We start from the raw sequence: 15378 nt of genomic DNA on the forward strand, positions 1-15378 counted from the left end.
GGTGCCGACGCAGGTCATCCTTCCGACGTACGCGATCGGGTCGTGGTCGGCCAATGTGGACGACGATCAGGGGTGCCGCTGGGTGGTCTCGCCCGGCGGCGCCTCGTTCGTCACCGACGGCGTGGCACGCAAGATGCACAACAACGAGCGGCCGTTCGGGTCGGGCGCGTACCGCTCGCGCTCGTACCCGGCGGCCCGCTCCGGAGTCCTGCAAGGCTGGTGCGACGCCGGAAGCCGGGTCGCCCGGGTGGCCGCGCGCAAGCGGCTGATGAGCATTTTCCCGGACGGCGGCCAGGCGCTGCTCGTGGTCGACGACGGGATCGACCCGCAGCAGATCACGGTCGAGCTGGACGCGGACGCGCCGCGGTGCTCGGTGTGGGCGGACGGCGGGGGTTTCGACTGGCAGCTGCCGCTGTACGCGGCGGACGGCCGGTTCCTGTCCACTGTGGAACGTCGTGCGACGGCGACGTTGTCGGCCGCCGCGGCCGACGGCCTCGACTGGGGCAGCGGCGGCCTGGACTGGGCGGGCGGCGGTCTCGACTGGGGCGCGAGCGCGGCGAACAGCGTGCTGGCACTGGAGAACAGCGGCACGGCGACGACGTGGCCGCTGCTGACGATCACCACGCCCTCGGGGCTGCAGGACCCCACGTTCACCGACCCGCTGACCGGCGGAGTCCTCGCCTACACCGGGTCCATCGTGGCCGGGCAGACGCTGCGCATCGACTGCGATCCGTCCAACCCGGCGCCGGTGACGCTCGACGGCATCGACCGCACGGGCGCGCTCGGCTCGGCGCGATTCATTTCCATCCCGCCCGGCAGCTCCCGGGCGATCCAGTTCACCGGCATCGGCGCGGGCAAAGCCGTTGCCACGTGGCGCGACGCCAGCAACTGAAAGGGGGGTCGGGAATGCCCACCAACGCGGACGCTGACGGCGTCTGGACCGGAATGCCGAACGGCAGCCGCAGCAACAACGCGCGCCAGGGCCGGGCTCTGCTGCAGAGCCTGTTCCTCGGCGGCTCGACCACGTCGCCGCTGTCGGCGGTGCGCTCCGGCGTGATCTCGACAACGTCGGACGGCACCTACGGCTACGACCTGCGGGTGACCGTCCAATCGGGACGGACGCTGCTGGTGAATCCGGGCTCGGCGATCATCGGCCGGTCCGGGCAGGGCGCGTACCTGGGGTGGGAGCTGCCCGCCGCCCGCACGGTCACGTGCGACGCGCCTCCGGCGACCAATCCCCGCAACGACATCGTGGTGTTCCGCGCCTACGACACCGCGCTGGGCGACGTGATCCCGGCCGGCGGCAGCATCCCGGGCCGGGTGGAGATCATCACCGGCCAGCCGGGCGCGACGCCGGTCGACCCGGTCACCTGGGACAACCTCGGCCTCATCTCGACCTGGCCGGCCGCGGCGTCCGGCGGCGGCGTCGGTATTCCGTTGGCGCGGGGGAGGGTGGCCACCGACGGCACGGTGACGGTCACCGACATCCGCCGCAGCACGGCCCCGATCGGCGCGGTGCGGGTGCTGCTGCCGGGCGACTCGCTCACCGATCCGTCGTACATGCCGGGGGATTTGACCTGGTACAACGGTTTGAGGGTGTGGGACGGCACGACGTGGCGCGGTCTCACGTCGCTGGAGTACCAGACGCCGGCGTGGGCCTCGGCGACGGGAAGCGCGTTCCCGTACACGCTGGGCAGCGTGTCCATTCCGGACCCGGGATGGCCGTACCGGTTGAAGTTCGACGCGATGCTGGCGATGACCTGCGGCACCGGCGGGGGTTTCGATGTCGTGCCCCGGGACGGTTCGGCGTCCGGCCCGAACCTCGCCTCGCCGTTGTCGATCGCGCCCAACGACGGCCGCACGGGCACGCAGCCGGTGCCCTACACCTACGCGGGGACCTCCAACAGCGTCCTCACCGGCGCGCGGACCGTGTACATGGTCATCAACCGGTGGGCCGGTGTCGGGAACAACGTCGTCGTCAACGGCGGTCCGGCGAACCGCCTCACCTGTGAAGTGGTCCCGGCGTGGTGACCGGGCGCGAATACAGCGCGCTGGTGTACCAGACCACCACCGGCCGCGTGCTCTACGACCTCGACCTGACCGCCGAGCCGGAATGGTCGGCGCTCGACAACGACGCGGGCGGCTGGAAGATCCAGGTGCCGCTCGACGGCGGCCCGCGCACCGCGCGGGTGCGGGAGTGGTGCGTGCCGGACCGGCATTCGGTCGCGATCCTGCGCGACGACTTCGTCTGCCAGGCCGGGCCGATCACCCCCTACCAGCCGGACCCGGACACCACCGACTTCACCGTGGCAGGCCGAGGGATCTGGGACATTCTCGACCGGCGAGTGCTGCACAACGCGGCATGGAACCCCGCGGCCGGGCAGCGGCTGACCGATCCGGCCGCGGACATCACGATCAACGGGTCGCTGCCCTACATCGCACGCGAGATCGTCAACCACCAGATCAACATGAGCTACATCCCGGGCAGCAATCTGCCGATCGACCTGCCGACGATCGCGCCCGGCGGCACGAACACCCGGACCTACCACGGATACGACCAGGCCTACGGCGGTGTGCGGCTGCGCGAGCTGACGCAGGTCGACCAGGGACCGGACATCGTTTTCCAGCCCTACCTCGCCACCGCGGGCGGGCAGCGCTACATCCGGCACCGGATGCTGATCGGGAACCCGTACCTGGTGCAGCCCGGCGTCGATCTGCGGTTTTTCTACCGGCGGACGTTGACGCGGCTCGTCATCGCCGGGGGAGTGAAACCCGGAGCGGTGCGGGCGTTCGTGAAAGGCGCGGGCCAGGACGCGGGCCAGCTCTACGGCACGGCCACCGCCTCGAACCTGGTCGCGAACGGGTGGCCGTTGACCGACGACGTGGACAGCAGCCACGCCGACGCGTCCGTGCAATCCACTTTGGACGGCTGGGCGGCCGCGAACGTGGCGCTGTCCTCGTCGCAGCCCGAGCAGTGGCAGGCCACCGTGCTGGCCGATGCGGATCCGCAGCTGAGCACCTACGTGCCCGGTCACTTCGCCACCTACTCGGTGACCGACCACCACTATCTGCCGGACGGCGAATATCGGTGGCGCGTCATCGGAATCTCCCGCGGACCCAGCACCCCGCGCGATCGCGTCGACCACCAGCTGCAGGCCGTCCGCGCCGGATAGGAGGCACCCGTGGTCGCCAACCACCCGGTCGAGCGTCCCGGCTCGGCGGACTACATCGTCAACCAGCTGACCGCGCTGCAGCAGCAGGCCGAGACGCAGGCTCGGCAATCCAAATTCCCGTTCGTCGTCAGCCACGACGACCCGGTGCTGGGCCGGGTAGTCGACTTGCAGATCGTGCCGAACCCGAACGGGTCGGGCGGTGCGGTGCTGTCGGTCTACGACGGCGCGGCGAACCTGGTGCTGGGCACGGACGCGGACACCGGCTACGGGCTCGCGCAACCGCAGACGCAGGTGCCGATGTACCCGAGCACGCCGGGGGTGCTGTACCAGACGGCGTCCACGCCCACGTCCTACTACACGGGCCAGGTTCAGCAGAACAACTCCTGTTTCCTCGCCCAGTGGCGGTTTCGCGTCTCGTCGGGCGGCGTGACCGCGCCGACCGGCTCGACCTACGTGCAGGTCGTCGACAGCGTGACGGGCTGGACCTGGACATCCCCGACCGCGACCCTGTCGGACGCGCCGGGAGGCACCGACGCGCTGATCACCGTCGGCCCGTACGCGGTGCAGGTGCCGGAGACAAGCATCGGGCATTTCCTCGGCGTCGACATTTACACCTGGGTTTCGGCGAACGCCGGAAGCAGCAACGGCACGATCGTCACCCCGCTGTCGATGATCGGCTGCAGCTACGCCCTTGCCAGCCAATGGTTCGCCGGAACCACCTCACCCTGATCAGGAGAACCCATGGCCAAGCGCCGCGTCGCGTTCTACGGCGACGTGATCCAGTGGCAGAACGACGGCGTCACCAACAACCTCGCGGACGTGCAGGCGATCGCCTTCACCCCGACGCAGACGACGGTGTACGGCGAAGAGAACGGCTTCGCCCTCAGCATGTACGCCTACGGCCTGGAGTACTGGACGTGCAACGCCTACCCGGGCGACTGGCTGCTGCGCTGTTTCGGCCGCTGGTGGGCGATCCCGGCCGCCGAAGCGGCCTCGATGTTCCTCGACGCCTGATCGACTGTGTCCGTCCACTGTGCACGAGAGGGGTGACGGTGGGTGCTTTCGACATGGGCCAGCTGTTGCAGTCGGCGGGGCCGTCCGCGGCGTTGCTCGTGGTGGTGTCGGTGCTGGTCCGGTTGTGGCTGCGCGCCGAGGGACGCGCGAACCGGGCGGAGAAACGCGGCGACGAACTGGTGGCGCGGCTGGACGAGGAACGGAAGCGGCGGTGGCGGTCGGAGGACACCGCGGCGCGTGCGCGCAGGAAGGCGGGTGACGCAGATGCGTAGGAGCCGGTCCTCGATGGTCGCGATCGTGCTGGCCGTCCTCGCGGTGGGCGCGTCGGCGTGGGCGACGCTGGAGCCGCTCGTGGTGCGCCGGGACGCCGCGGTGGTGCAGTCGCAGGCCAAGAGCCTGGCCGATCAGGTGCGGGAGGCGTGCGCGCAGGGCGGGCAGACCGCGGCCGCGCTCGGCCCGGCGTGCGCGAAAGCGGCCGAGGTCGCCGGCCAGCCCCCCATCGGCACCGCCCCGGCGGCGGCGCCGGACCCGGCGGCGCTGCGCCAGACCGCGCGGCAGGCGGTCGAGGACTACTGCGCCACCCGCAACCAATGCCGCGGCGCGGACGGCGCGCCCCCGGACTTCGACGCGCTCACCACCGCGGTCCTGGCGAAGATCCCCGCTCCCCAGGACGGCGCCGACGGCAGAGACGGCCGGGACGCGCCGGTCCCGGACTATCCCGCGCTGGTGGCCTCGGCGGTCGCGTCCTACTGCGACGCGCACGACCAGTGCCGCGGCGCGCAAGGCGTCCCGGGAGCGGACGGCGCGAACGGCAAAGACGGCGCGCCCGGCCCGACGTGCCCGGAGGGGTTCGAGCTGCGCGACGCCGTGATCACCAGCCCGGACGGCACCACCTACCGGGGCAAAGCCTGCGTCGACCCCGCATCTGGACGCACGCCGCCTTCCACTGAACCCCCGCCTACGACTGGAGGCTGACCCATGGCTCGATGGGCCGACTACTCCGCCGGACGACCGTCCGGCGCCGCGCTGCGCCGGGCCGGGTTCTCCGGCGTGATCCGCTACATCGCACTCGGCAGCGAGGGCAAGCAGCTCACCGCCGCCGAATACCGCGACCTGGTCGGCGAGTTCGGCGCGGCCAACGTGCTGCTCGTCGCCGAGGCCGGCACCGGCGACGCGTGGGGCACCGAGACCGACGACGACTACGCCCGCGGCCTCGCCTACGGCAGGGCCGCGCTCGCCGACGCACGAGCCACCGGCGTGCCGGACTGGGTCCCGCTGGCTTGCGCGGCCGACGCGCACGCGCAGGCGTTCCAGCTCGACGACGTGGTCCGCTACGCGGCCGGGTTCCGCGACGCCGTCGGCCCCCGCTGCGGGTTCTACGGATTCAGCGAGACGCTCGGCGCGGTGCACGACGCCGGGATCGGTTCCTGGTACTGGCTCTGCGGTTCCGAACTGGCGCAGAACGACCCGCGGCGCGCATGGGTCAACTTCTGGCAGCGCAACAAGCCGCCGACCGTCATCAACGTCGCCGGAGTCCCGTGCGACATCAACGAGGTTTACCGCATTCCCAGCACACACCAGGAGGACGACATGAGCGCCGACGCCGAACGGAAGATTGCCGAGATGTACGCGAGCGTGTCCCGCGTCTACGCCGAAACCGGGATGGACTGGAGCCAAGTCCTGATCAACCTGGCGTGGCTGTTCCCCCCGCTCGACACCCCAGCGATTCTCAAGCGCGGCGGGCACTCTGCGGGCAGTCTCACCAACGCGTGCCACTCCGCGTGGGAGCACCTGCTTTTCACCCAGAGTCCCGCGATCCAGGCTCTAGCCAGCACGCTGGCCGAGGCCACGAAGAACCCGGCGATCACCCCGGAATTCGTGACGAAGACGATCAATGACGCGGTCGCGAACAACGTGAAGATCACGGGCACCATCGAGGTCACCGGCGCGAACGCCGAGGCCGCGCAGTGACCGCCCCGGAGCGGCCGAGCCGCGTCGGCACCGAGCCCGTGAGCATCGCCGAGGCCGTGCGCCTGGTGCTCGTCGCCGTCGCCGCCGCCGGGTGGTGGGTGATCCCGGACCAGACCGTGAACATCATCGTGGACGCGGCTGCCGTCCTCGTGTCGATCGTGGGCAGCGCGCTCGCGCGTCGGCGCGTCGTGCCGCTGGCCAAGCTCGGTCCCGAGCCCGTTAAGGAGCAGCCCTGATGCCCGAAACCGAGTACCACCCGGCAGATCCGCACTTCAACCCCGCGCACCCCGACCACGAAGGGTGGGCGGACCGACCGGTCGCGCCGCAACTGCCCGCCGAAGCACAGATCGTGCGCGACTTCCCCGACCCGGCCGAAGCGCCGGCCGCCGAAGCCGGGATCGTGCAGGCGTTGGCCGACGGCGTGATCGCCGCCGAGCACGTGGCCCTGCCGGACGCCGAGCCCGGTGAGAAACCCAAGGCCGCCTGACCCAGGCACATGAAAAGCCCCCGTCTCCTGCACACGCAGGCGGCGGGGGCTTTTCGTCGTGAGCTAGTCGTCCGAGAGTGCTTCTCGGCCTCGCTCGGTGAGCATGTAGTAGTGCATCGGCTGAGGCTGGGCTGACCATCCGTCGCGCGAGGTGTCGTGCGGCGAAGGGTCGTAGTCGTGGCTGATCCAGCCGCGGCCGAGCCAGTCCACAAGGAGCGGGTATAGGCGTGCGTTGTGCATCCTGGTGGCTTGGCGCAGGTCTGACGCATAGAAGCGGTGGTCGGGAGCCTGTGCGAGCAGCGTGGAAGCTAGCGCGTGCTTGTCCCTGGTCCTCGCCATGGCGTCATCGTAACCGGGTCATGCGCGGTCAGTCATCATCCGCAGGGGGACTCGGACGCCACCGGAACAGGTACGACCGGAACGCGCCGCCGGGATGGGTCGGGCCGGTCGGCTGTTGCGGCGGATAGCTTCCCGCTGAACCACTGGTCAGGTTCCCTGCCTCGCCTCCGGTTAGGCAGCTTCGGCGATCACGGCGCGGTGGGCGATTTGGCTTATCGGGCACCGGGCTCCCCTAGCGTTCCGGTGGCGGCGGCTGGACCGGCCGCGGCTGCGGGGTCGGGTTCTTCTCCGTGGGCTTGGTCGATCTGTGGTCCTTTCCAGACACCTGGCTCGTCGGACCCTTGCCAGCCGTGTTGCGTGGCTGATCTTTCGCCATCTGCTGTCCTCATTCCGTCGTGGAAACGTGGGCAGCCCGATAGCCCGGTCGCCGCGCTTCGTCGGGGGAAGCGCGCCGCCGGGCGGGATGGGGCCACGGTTATTCGCGGGTTCGAGGGGTTAGCAGGGGCGAGATCTCGATGGCGTTCTGGCCTCCGTGCGGCCGGATCTTCACTTTGTTGCGGAGCAGCAGTCGGCGGATGGTGCCGTACGATGTGCCGTTTTTGTCTGCTAGTGCCTGCATCGAGGCTCCCCGCTTGTACTCGCGGATGATCTCCGCTACAGGCAAGTCGGCACGCCTGACGCCCTGACGGATCGGGGGCAGCACTGCACCCTCCTGGCGCAGCAGCCGCCCGGTCCAGCTCAGCGACAGCCCGTGCTCCCGAGCGATCTCGGTGATCGACTCACCGGCACGCCAGGATTCGAGCATCCGGCGGTTTCGCTCGCTCCGTTTCGCGCGCGCCTCGTCCGGCGTTTCCATCCGGTGTCCCTGTCATCGCAGTCTGTGGATGGGGGCGGTGGTCTTCGGGAGAGGCCACCGCCCCCGCGCCCCGTCCGGCAGGGGCACACCCCGGTGCCGCGGCGTGTGGGGGGATTACCGTCGCGGCACCGGGGGGTCTATTTGCCGCAGGCCCAGAAGGGCTCGCCGCATTCGCCGCAGTGGTGGTCTGTCGCTGTGGCGGTCGCTCCGCACGCTTTGCAGGCGAGCCGTATCCGTATCGGTCGGCGAGGCGGGCCGGGGCGAGCGAAGCCCGGTGCTCGGCGCAGCCAGTCAGCGAAGAGAACCAGGGGATTGATCCCGCGCTCGTCGTCGGCGTGGTGACGACGCTGGTACGCACCGCCACCCTGGCGTCGGGGTACTGCCGCGGTCATGGCGCTGGTCTCCGTTGCTGGGGACGTGGTGCTAGGCCGGGGTGATTCGGCCGGATGGCCAGACCGTGCTCGCGGCGGTAAATGACATCGCAATTCGGACACTGAGTAGACGCCCCGTGGGCGCGACTTTGGGCCAGCGTCTCGAACGCGGCTGCTGCGGTTTCACCGCACAGCATCGTTATCGCCTGACCTGGCATTGGAACCAAGGACAGGCGGGTCCGATGCCAAACGTTGTCGATCACGGGAAGGATTGCGGCCGGGTCGATGTAGATCACTGCTGGCATTTGGGGACCACTCCCTTCGCGTTCTGGCTGATCAGGTGGCCCGCAACTTCGATAAGTGACGCTACGATCGCCAGAGAGCAATCAGAACGGACCGGGAGTACGGGTACGGTTCGACTGGAAATAGGCCAGACGGGGGCGTCCGTGGGCGGAGCATCGGCAACACTGACCGGGAGTCAGGGTTCCCGTTCAATGGGTGTCGTCTCGGGGTACGTACTCAAGTTGGCGCGCGAGTCCGCGGGATTGACGCAAGAGCGCCTGGCGGAACATCTCGCGGTCGACGGAAGCACCGTTCAAGGGTGGGAGTCAGGGCGGCGTCCCCTCTCTGCGATGAACGCGGGGGACTTCGTCCGGCTCTGTGCCCGGCTGTCGCGGCTGGGCGCGCCTGCCTCCACCGGTCGGCACCTTCATACGGCGGTTGAAGCCGATCTCGTTCTCTCGACCGGTGCCACAGCTGGAGGCACATGGGTAGATCCCGAGTTGCATCCGCTCGCCGCGAGCGTGCACCGCAAGACGCTCACGAACATGATCACGTGGCCGTTCACCGGGCACCTGCCGTCGGAGCTTGAGGTGTTCACACCGAGAGTTCCGCGCCGCGGCCCCGTCGCGTCTGGCCCCACGCTGAGCGCCGACGCACGGACCCGGTTCTTTGACCACCTGATGACCGTCGCTGAACGCGGGGTGCACCCTGGCGAGGCGCTGCTGCGCCGTCAAGCGGTGTACCTGCTCGGGTTCGACAGGCGCAGCGAGGTCGTTCACTGGCTGCGAGGGGAATGGGGAAACGCCAGCCGCCGTGCGATCGCCGACGGCGACGTGACCAGCCTCCTTGAGGCTCGCTCGGCATCCGTCGCGCTCGCGTCAATCGGCGACGGCACTCACCTGCACGACTTCGTCGCGCGCACCACAGACACCGACGCCGAGGTCGCGAACCTCAACTATTGGGCGCACTGGATCGGCGAGATGCCCGACGACCAGGCCAACGATCACTTCATGGCGGAGGCCGACACCCGAATGTGGTCAGGCAGGCGGCTGTTTCGCCATCTGGTCGATCGGCTCGACCCGACTTCGCCGCACCTTCCGCTCAACCTGCACACGGTCCATTCACTCGTGGCCAGCCGCCCAGCGCTACTGACCGAACGGTCCGCCGAACGTGATGCGCTGTCCGGGGCACTGGACGTGCTCTCGTCTGGCGACGTGCTGTCGCGCGAGGGGCGTGACCAGGTCGCCGGGCTTCACTACGCTCTGCGTCTCGCCGACCGATAGGGAGATCATTTCATGCCAGACGAAACCGCCGCTGCCCTCGCCGCGTTCGGCTACGAACTCGGGTTGCTCAAGCGCATCCGCCGGGCGGGATGGTGGCAGGTCGGCGTCCGCGACCCGGAATCGGTCGCGGAGCACAGCCTTCGTGCCGCGCAGATCGCGGCACTCCTCGCAGCGGAGGAAGGCGCGAATCCGGAGCGCGCCGCGTTCCTCGCGATCTGGCACGACACCCAGGAGACCCGCACCGGCGACATCCCGCACACCGCGGGCAAGTACCTGACCAAGCCCGAGCCGCGCGAGATCACCGCAGACCAGACCGGCGGGCTGCCCGACGGCTCCCGCGACGTAGTGCGTGCCGCGGTCGACGAGTACGAGACCCGGGAGACGCTCGAAGCGAAGTGCGCGAAGGACGCAGACAAACTCGAAATGCTGCTGCAGGCCGTCGAGTACCGCGAGATCGGGGTCGAACGCGTATCCGGGTGGATCGACTCTGGCCGTAAAGGACTCGCAACCGAGGCTGCCCGACGGATTGCCGAGGCCGCTGTGACATTGTCCCCGCTGGCGTGGCGGGGACGCTGACTACTGCGGTGCCGTAGGTGCGAAGCTGTCCGTCCATCCGGTGCCGTTCCACCACTGCATCTGACCTGGCTGTTGGGGCGACGGGTACCAGCCGGGGGAGTGCGCCGCGGCGAGTTGCGCAGCTGCCGCTCTGCGGTTCGACCGCTTCACCATCACCACGATCAGCATCGGAATCCCGACCAGGATGGCCAACGCGGCGACGATGACGAGGCCGAGTACCAGGTACTGCGCAACTGCCGGGCTCATGACCCTCCAAGTCTCCGAGTGCTCCGGAAGATTGGGTCGCGTTGATCACTGCGCTCGTTACCGCCGGCCGCCCAGTGTGGCTGTTCATACCCATCTCACTCGGCAGGCAAGCGTGTTGGTGTGCTCTAGCGGAACCGGTTCGGCCTGGGCGATCAGGCGCCCGTCGTAGGTGATGGTGCAGTTCGCGGTCTCGTCGCCGATCGGGGCGGCCACGTAGACGGTGAGGTCGATCTGGCCAGCCGGTTTCGCGGTGAAGAAGCGCGCCGAGTCGTAGCCGTTCGGAGGCAGTTCGATGGGACCGGTGTCGCCGAACACCTCGCCCTTGGCGCGGAACTGGGTGCCGGGCGCTCCGGCCATGCTGACGACCACCTCGTGCTGCGTGCCCACCACTGCTGCTTCCGGCACCGCGCTGGGATGTCCGGGGACGGCGGCCGCGAATGCGCCGGCGGCCCAGAGTGTGAGCACGGCGACGCCCACGATCACGGCGGCGAGGCCGATGAGCGCGGCGGCAACGCTCGCTGCGCGCTTGATTGCTAGCTTCGAGATGTGCAAGGGAACTCCTCGGAAGGTCGCCCCTCCGTCCCACGTTTGACCCATGATCTTGGTGTTCGTGCAGGTAAGAGACTTGCGCGCGTCACCTGGCGCGAGTGGCTCGGCCTTGCGGCTGGGCTGCTCGCGGTCGGGTCGACGCCCCTGCCCTGGACTGTGCTGTCAGCGGATACCGCGACGTCCGACGTTCGCGACGCGTTCGGGACGTTGCCGCACAGCGACGTCGTGCGGACGGCGTGGCATTCGGACCTCTTCTCATGGGGTCCGCCGCTGCTGCTCGCTGTAGTGGGGCTTGCGGTGGTGTTGTTCGGGCAGGTCACCAAGGCTCGGGTGAGCGGGCTGCCGCAGCTGTGGCTGGTTGGCGGACTGGCGACGGTTTTGCTGATGGTGATCGGCTGGACGACGCTGGGCTGGGTGTTCGACAGCGATCAGCGTGCGTTCCTGGACGCTGCCGGGGTGTCGATCTCTGGTGGGGTCGGACGGTATCTGGGGATGGCGTTCTCGGTCGGGTCGGTTGTGGTGGCGATCGTGGACATCCGGGCGGCTCGGGCGGAGAGCCGGGCTTCGCGTCGTCGCCGCTGAACGGCGACGCGGTGGTTTCTGGCTGAGGGAGTTTCTGGCCGATTCGCCGTTCAGCGGCGACGGGGCATGGCTCCTGGTTGACCTGGGCTTTGGTGGATTCGCCGTTGTGTGGCGACGGGTGCTCCCGGGCGTGAGGCGGCTTTGGGAGGATTCGTCGTTGAGCGGCGACGAGGCCGCTCTTGGTTGACAGGCAGTTCCTCGCTGACTTGTTTCCGAGTGGCGGGGTGCTCGGGGAGGTCTGCCGTCGCCGCGAGTTCTGCCGTTGGCGGCGAAAGGAATAGCGGCGGATCTCCGGATGGCCTTTGAACGGCGACGGCGATGTTGGCGGCGAGGTCGGTGACATCGATCTGAGCCGGTGCCGTCGGCGTCGTTGGCGGGTCGGTGATCGTCGCCGTTTCGTGGCGACTCCGGCTGGAACCGATGCCTGGCTGGGAGCGCCTGCCAGGGCGGACAGGCAGTTTGCCTGAAGCCGGATGTCGCCGGTCGCAGTGACCGGATCGGCTGTCGCCGCTAAGCGGCTAACCGCAGGTCAACCGGCCTACCGACCCCGGAGGGCTCAACCAGGCGCGCCCCGGTGTCAGTCCTTGCCCGGACCGCCGCCCGTGTCGCTCACCACGATCAGCACCACGCGGTCATCGCTGGAGACCGGCTTGCCGCCGTCCTTGTTGACGGTCCCGGCGACAGCCAGCTGGGGGTTGATCATGCTCATCGAAGAGAGCCGGCCGTACGTCGTGGCCGCCTTGCTTTTGCCGTCGAGGGTGACCGTCGGCTTGCCGGTGACCGCTCCGTCCTTGTTGACCGGCACGTTCTGCATGCCGGTGGACGACGCGATGCCGAGGATGCCGTTCGCGTCGACGAAATCGACGCAGCCGCCGAGGGACGGCTTGTCCTGCCAGGTCCACGCGGGTGTGCTGAGCGGCTGTCCGGACTGGAGGCGGTACACGGCGTCCGGACCACTGGCCGGATGGTCGGTCACCCAGGTGCGTTTCCCATCGGACGAACGGCAGATGCCGCCGGGGGAGTGCAGGCCCGAGGAGTAGACGGCGGACCCGGACGTGGGATTCCCGGTCGCCGGTTTTCCGGACACGTCGATGCGCAGGACCTTGCCTGCGAGGGAATTCCGGTCTGCAGCTGCGGCAGGGTTGCCAGCGTCGCCCGTCGCGACCAGCAGTGCGCCGCTTCCGTCACTGGCCAGCGCACCGCGGTTGCCGGTCGAGCCCTTCGGGATCCCGGTCAGCACGGGCTTCGGCGCCTGGCCTTTGGCGAAGCGCACGACTCGGTTGTCCGATGCCGTCGTGATGTACGCGAAGACCAGCTGGTCCTCGACGTAGCTGGGCGACAACGCCAGGCTGGTGAGCCCGCCGTCGCCGTCGGCTTGGACGTCCAGTTGCGCGAACGACGTCGCGTCGTGTCCGGTGCTGGCCAGCAGGACCCGGCCGGTTTTCCGTTCGCCGGCGAGAGCGGCGGGCGCTGATCCCTCGCCGGGAAGTCCGGCGACGGCGGCGACTGTGTCCAGACAAGTGGCGATGACAGCCTTGTCGAAGTCCTTGCAGCCCTGCGGAGGCGGAACCGGCGAGGGCGGTGCCTGCGCGGGGCCAGTGCGGGGACCGTTGCCGGAGCCCTCGCCGTGCTCCTGGACCTGCGGCGGAGATTCCGGGCTCGGCACCGGCGCGGGGGTGAACGTCTGGCCTGCCGCGGTGTCGTCGAACCGGGCGCAGCCGGAAAGCACGAGGCCGCCGCAGGCGAGGAGGGCCAGCGGCGCCGACCACCGGTACCGGGTACGCATGATGCCCCAGCCTAGGTGGCGCGGCGTGAGCCACTGGTAAGTGGCTACCGTGGTGATCATGACAGTCACCGTGCTGGTCCCGGACGACGAGGGCGTCGCCGTGCTGTCCGAAATCCCCCTCGTCCACGCGGTCCGCTACGAATGGGGCCGCCCGCTGCCGCCGGAGGCCGCGAAAGCCGAGGTGCTCGTTCCGGCCATGGATTCGGCGGGCGACGACATCTGGAGCGATCTGCCGAATCTCAAGCTGGTGCAGCTTCTGACCGCGGGAGCGGAAGACTGGGTCGGTCGCGTCCCGGATGGCGTCCTGTTGTCCACCTGCCGCGGTGCGCACGGCGGCAGCATGGCGGAGTGGGTTGTCGGCGTCCTGCTGTCGATGTACCGGAATCTGGACGTTTACGCGGCGGCGCAACGGGCCGGTCGTTGGGAGCAGTTGCCTTCGGACACTTTGCAGGGCCAGCGCGTATTGATCGTCGGGGCTGGGGACGTCGGGCGGCAGTTGCGGCGGCGGTTGGAGCCGTTCGACGTCCGCTGCACGATGGTCGGGATGTCGGCGCGCGAAGGCGTGCACGGTGTCGACGAGTTGCCGAGCCTGCTGCCGCACCACGATGTGGTGGTCATGATGGTGCCGCTTACTTCGCGGACGCGGGGGATGGTGGACGCCGACTTTCTCGCGGCGATGCGTGACGATGCGGTGCTGGTCAATGCTGCTCAGGGGCCGGTTGTCGTTACCGAGGCGCTTGCGGCGGAGATCGCGGCGGGGCGGCTTCGCGCCGCGCTCGATGTGACGGATCCGGAGCCGTTGCCGGCGGACCATCCGCTGTGGACGGCACCTGGTTTCGTGCTGACGCCACACGTCGCGGGTGCGGTGCGCGGCGTCCGGCGGCGCGCTTATTTGGTGGCCGCGGTGGAAATCGCCCGGTACGCTGGCGGAGAGCTACCTGGCAATCTCGTGCGCGGCGAATACTGATCAATTCCCGGATGTCGGCTCAAGCCTCAGGGTGAACCCTGAAAGAGCCCCTGACCTCGGCGTGCTCGCTCGCGGGTCACGGCTGAATCCCCTAATCTTCGCCGCGTGACCACTCAAGGGGACGACTACCAGACCAGCGTGCTGTCCGGTGTCGAGGACTCTGCCGGCAACGACTACGACGAACCGCGGCAAGGCGGTCTCGGCTTCGGCCTGCTCGTCTTGCGCCTGGGTCTCGGCGTGATCATGGGTGCGCACGGCCTGCAGCATTTGTTCGGCGCTTTCGGCGGACCGGGCGTCGGCGGGTTCGCGCACGTGCTCGAGATGTTCGGGTACCACAAACAGACGACGCTGTTGTCCTGGATCACCGGCATCACCGAGGTCGCGGGCAGTGCGCTGTTGATCGTCGGCCTGTTCACCCCGTTCGCCGCGGCGGGGCTGCTGGGCGTGGCCGCGAACATCGTCTACGCGAAGTTCCACGGCGGCTTCTTCGAGGGCAACGGTCAGGGCTGGGAGTACGAGCTGCTGCTGGGGCTCTGCGCGCTGACGCTGATCTTCACCGGTTCGGGCACGATCTCGCTGGAGCGGAATACGCCGTGGCGGAAGCGGCCGCTGCCCCTTGGGCTTATTTCGCTGCTGCTAGCCGCGGCTGCGTCTGTGGTGGTCATCGTTCTGACTCGCTGATATCTCGCTGACACGTCGAGCGCCTGATGTTGCCGACCGTCCGGACCGACCTCGCTGGCACGCCGGGGACGGCTGGAGACCTCGTCGGAGTTTGGTGGGTCGTTCCGCCATACATCGGGCCGTCGGGGTGTTGCCGTTTAGTGGCGAATGCCTGGTCAGGAGCAAATTTGGGCGGCAGAGCAGGTCGTTCATCGTTGACCGGGTTGGCCCGTGAG

General features: G+C 69.2%; 20 protein-coding genes. 15 read left to right on the plus strand and 5 right to left on the minus strand.

The window, feature by feature from the left end:
• Position 1: 1 nt before the first annotated feature.
• Genes ACZ7SW_RS13170 through ACZ7SW_RS13215 form a run of 10 tightly spaced genes read left to right on the plus strand, consistent with a single transcriptional unit; the run spans position 2 to position 6645 of the window.
• Positions 2-892: a hypothetical protein gene (locus ACZ7SW_RS13170; RefSeq protein WP_470230626.1), complete on the plus strand. Its 891-nt coding sequence runs from the start codon at positions 2-4 to the stop codon at positions 890-892.
• A gap of 14 nt (positions 893-906) precedes the next feature.
• On the plus strand, positions 907-2031 hold the full coding sequence (locus ACZ7SW_RS13175) for a hypothetical protein (RefSeq protein WP_470230627.1): 1125 nt from the start codon (positions 907-909) through the stop codon (positions 2029-2031).
• A complete protein-coding gene (locus tag ACZ7SW_RS13180; RefSeq protein ID WP_470230628.1) occupies positions 2028-3173 on the plus strand; it encodes a hypothetical protein in 1146 nt (381 codons plus the stop codon). The genes ACZ7SW_RS13175 and ACZ7SW_RS13180 overlap by 4 nt, the downstream gene beginning before the upstream one ends.
• 9 nt (positions 3174-3182) lie before the next feature.
• A complete protein-coding gene (locus tag ACZ7SW_RS13185) occupies positions 3183-3902 on the plus strand; it encodes a hypothetical protein (protein WP_470230629.1) in 720 nt (239 codons plus the stop codon).
• Positions 3903-3914: 12 nt separating this feature from the next.
• Positions 3915-4187 (plus strand): hypothetical protein, encoded by a 273-nt coding sequence (locus ACZ7SW_RS13190; protein ID WP_470230630.1) that lies wholly within the window; start codon positions 3915-3917, stop codon positions 4185-4187.
• 38 nt (positions 4188-4225) lie between these two features.
• Positions 4226-4459, plus strand: coding sequence for a hypothetical protein (locus ACZ7SW_RS13195; RefSeq protein ID WP_470230631.1), 234 nt, complete (start codon positions 4226-4228; stop codon positions 4457-4459).
• A complete protein-coding gene (locus ACZ7SW_RS13200) occupies positions 4452-5162 on the plus strand; it encodes a hypothetical protein (RefSeq protein ID WP_470230632.1) in 711 nt (236 codons plus the stop codon). The genes ACZ7SW_RS13195 and ACZ7SW_RS13200 overlap by 8 nt, the downstream gene beginning before the upstream one ends.
• Before the next feature lie 3 nt (positions 5163-5165).
• Entirely contained in the window at positions 5166-6158 is a 993-nt protein-coding gene (locus tag ACZ7SW_RS13205) for a glycoside hydrolase domain-containing protein (protein ID WP_470230633.1), read from the plus strand.
• Complete coding sequence (locus ACZ7SW_RS13210; protein WP_470230634.1) at positions 6155-6394, plus strand: hypothetical protein; 240 nt, start codon at positions 6155-6157, stop codon at positions 6392-6394. Before ACZ7SW_RS13205 ends, ACZ7SW_RS13210 begins: the two co-directional genes overlap by 4 nt.
• Positions 6394-6645 carry a hypothetical protein gene (locus ACZ7SW_RS13215; protein ID WP_470230635.1) on the plus strand — a complete coding sequence of 84 codons (252 nt, stop codon included), beginning with the start codon at positions 6394-6396 and terminating at the stop codon, positions 6643-6645. The genes ACZ7SW_RS13210 and ACZ7SW_RS13215 overlap by 1 nt, the downstream gene beginning before the upstream one ends.
• A 63-nt stretch (positions 6646-6708) precedes the next feature.
• On the opposite strand, the gene ACZ7SW_RS13220 is transcribed toward ACZ7SW_RS13215, so the two are convergent.
• Both ACZ7SW_RS13220 and ACZ7SW_RS13225 read right to left on the minus strand, forming a co-directional pair.
• Positions 6709-6984: a hypothetical protein gene (locus tag ACZ7SW_RS13220; protein ID WP_470230636.1), complete on the minus strand. Its 276-nt coding sequence runs from the start codon at positions 6982-6984 to the stop codon at positions 6709-6711.
• A gap of 475 nt (positions 6985-7459) precedes the next feature.
• Positions 7460-7840 (minus strand): helix-turn-helix domain-containing protein, encoded by a 381-nt coding sequence (locus ACZ7SW_RS13225; RefSeq protein WP_470230637.1) that lies wholly within the window; start codon positions 7838-7840, stop codon positions 7460-7462.
• A gap of 865 nt (positions 7841-8705) precedes the next feature.
• On the opposite strand from ACZ7SW_RS13225, the gene ACZ7SW_RS13230 reads away from it, so the two are divergent.
• A complete protein-coding gene (locus tag ACZ7SW_RS13230; RefSeq protein WP_470230638.1) occupies positions 8706-9776 on the plus strand; it encodes a helix-turn-helix domain-containing protein in 1071 nt (356 codons plus the stop codon).
• A gap of 12 nt (positions 9777-9788) precedes the next feature.
• Positions 9789-10352: an HD domain-containing protein gene (locus ACZ7SW_RS13235; protein ID WP_470230639.1), complete on the plus strand. Its 564-nt coding sequence runs from the start codon at positions 9789-9791 to the stop codon at positions 10350-10352.
• Here ACZ7SW_RS13235 and ACZ7SW_RS13240 read toward each other — a convergent pair whose 3' ends face one another.
• Both ACZ7SW_RS13240 and ACZ7SW_RS13245 read right to left on the minus strand, forming a co-directional pair.
• Positions 10353-10598, minus strand: a complete 246-nt coding sequence (locus ACZ7SW_RS13240) for a DUF2510 domain-containing protein (RefSeq protein WP_470230640.1) — start codon at positions 10596-10598, stop codon at positions 10353-10355.
• Positions 10599-10682: 84 nt separating this feature from the next.
• The gene (locus ACZ7SW_RS13245; protein ID WP_470230641.1) at positions 10683-11150 is read right to left on the minus strand and encodes a hypothetical protein; all 468 of its coding nucleotides are present in this window, start codon (positions 11148-11150) and stop codon (positions 10683-10685) included.
• A 36-nt stretch (positions 11151-11186) separates the two neighbouring features.
• Here ACZ7SW_RS13245 and ACZ7SW_RS13250 point away from each other — a divergent pair, with 36 nt between their 5' ends.
• On the plus strand, positions 11187-11729 hold the full coding sequence (locus ACZ7SW_RS13250) for a hypothetical protein (RefSeq protein ID WP_470230642.1): 543 nt from the start codon (positions 11187-11189) through the stop codon (positions 11727-11729).
• Positions 11730-12306: 577 nt separating this feature from the next.
• On the opposite strand, the gene ACZ7SW_RS13255 is transcribed toward ACZ7SW_RS13250, so the two are convergent.
• Positions 12307-13515: a PQQ-dependent sugar dehydrogenase gene (locus tag ACZ7SW_RS13255; protein WP_470230950.1), complete on the minus strand. Its 1209-nt coding sequence runs from the start codon at positions 13513-13515 to the stop codon at positions 12307-12309.
• A gap of 58 nt (positions 13516-13573) precedes the next feature.
• Between ACZ7SW_RS13255 and ACZ7SW_RS13260 the strand changes: the two genes are divergently transcribed.
• On the plus strand, positions 13574-14482 hold the full coding sequence (locus ACZ7SW_RS13260) for a 2-hydroxyacid dehydrogenase (protein WP_470230643.1): 909 nt from the start codon (positions 13574-13576) through the stop codon (positions 14480-14482).
• Between the two features lie 105 nt (positions 14483-14587).
• Positions 14588-15163, plus strand: coding sequence for a DoxX family protein (locus tag ACZ7SW_RS13265; RefSeq protein WP_470230644.1), 576 nt, complete (start codon positions 14588-14590; stop codon positions 15161-15163).
• Positions 15164-15378 lie beyond the last annotated feature (215 nt).

Source organism: Amycolatopsis sp. NPDC114484 (assembly GCF_055633755.1).

Excerpts from the sequence above, each read along its gene's own strand:
- ACZ7SW_RS13175 (WP_470230627.1), top strand. The coding sequence starts at position 907 with ATGCCCACCAACGCGGACGCTGACGGCGTCTGGACCGGAATGCCGAAC.
- ACZ7SW_RS13190 (WP_470230630.1), top strand. The coding sequence starts at position 3,915 with ATGGCCAAGCGCCGCGTCGCGTTCTACGGCGACGTGATCCAGTGGCAG.
- ACZ7SW_RS13200 (WP_470230632.1), top strand. The coding sequence starts at position 4,452 with ATGCGTAGGAGCCGGTCCTCGATGGTCGCGATCGTGCTGGCCGTCCTC.
- ACZ7SW_RS13205 (WP_470230633.1), top strand. The coding sequence starts at position 5,166 with ATGGCTCGATGGGCCGACTACTCCGCCGGACGACCGTCCGGCGCCGCG.
- ACZ7SW_RS13215 (WP_470230635.1), top strand. The coding sequence starts at position 6,394 with ATGCCCGAAACCGAGTACCACCCGGCAGATCCGCACTTCAACCCCGCG.
- ACZ7SW_RS13220 (WP_470230636.1), bottom strand. The coding sequence starts at position 6,984 with ATGGCGAGGACCAGGGACAAGCACGCGCTAGCTTCCACGCTGCTCGCA.
- ACZ7SW_RS13225 (WP_470230637.1), bottom strand. The coding sequence starts at position 7,840 with ATGGAAACGCCGGACGAGGCGCGCGCGAAACGGAGCGAGCGAAACCGC.
- ACZ7SW_RS13230 (WP_470230638.1), top strand. The coding sequence starts at position 8,706 with ATGGGTGTCGTCTCGGGGTACGTACTCAAGTTGGCGCGCGAGTCCGCG.
- ACZ7SW_RS13235 (WP_470230639.1), top strand. The coding sequence starts at position 9,789 with ATGCCAGACGAAACCGCCGCTGCCCTCGCCGCGTTCGGCTACGAACTC.
- ACZ7SW_RS13240 (WP_470230640.1), bottom strand. The coding sequence starts at position 10,598 with ATGAGCCCGGCAGTTGCGCAGTACCTGGTACTCGGCCTCGTCATCGTC.
- ACZ7SW_RS13255 (WP_470230950.1), bottom strand. The coding sequence starts at position 13,515 with ATGCGTACCCGGTACCGGTGGTCGGCGCCGCTGGCCCTCCTCGCCTGC.
- ACZ7SW_RS13260 (WP_470230643.1), top strand. The coding sequence starts at position 13,574 with ATGACAGTCACCGTGCTGGTCCCGGACGACGAGGGCGTCGCCGTGCTG.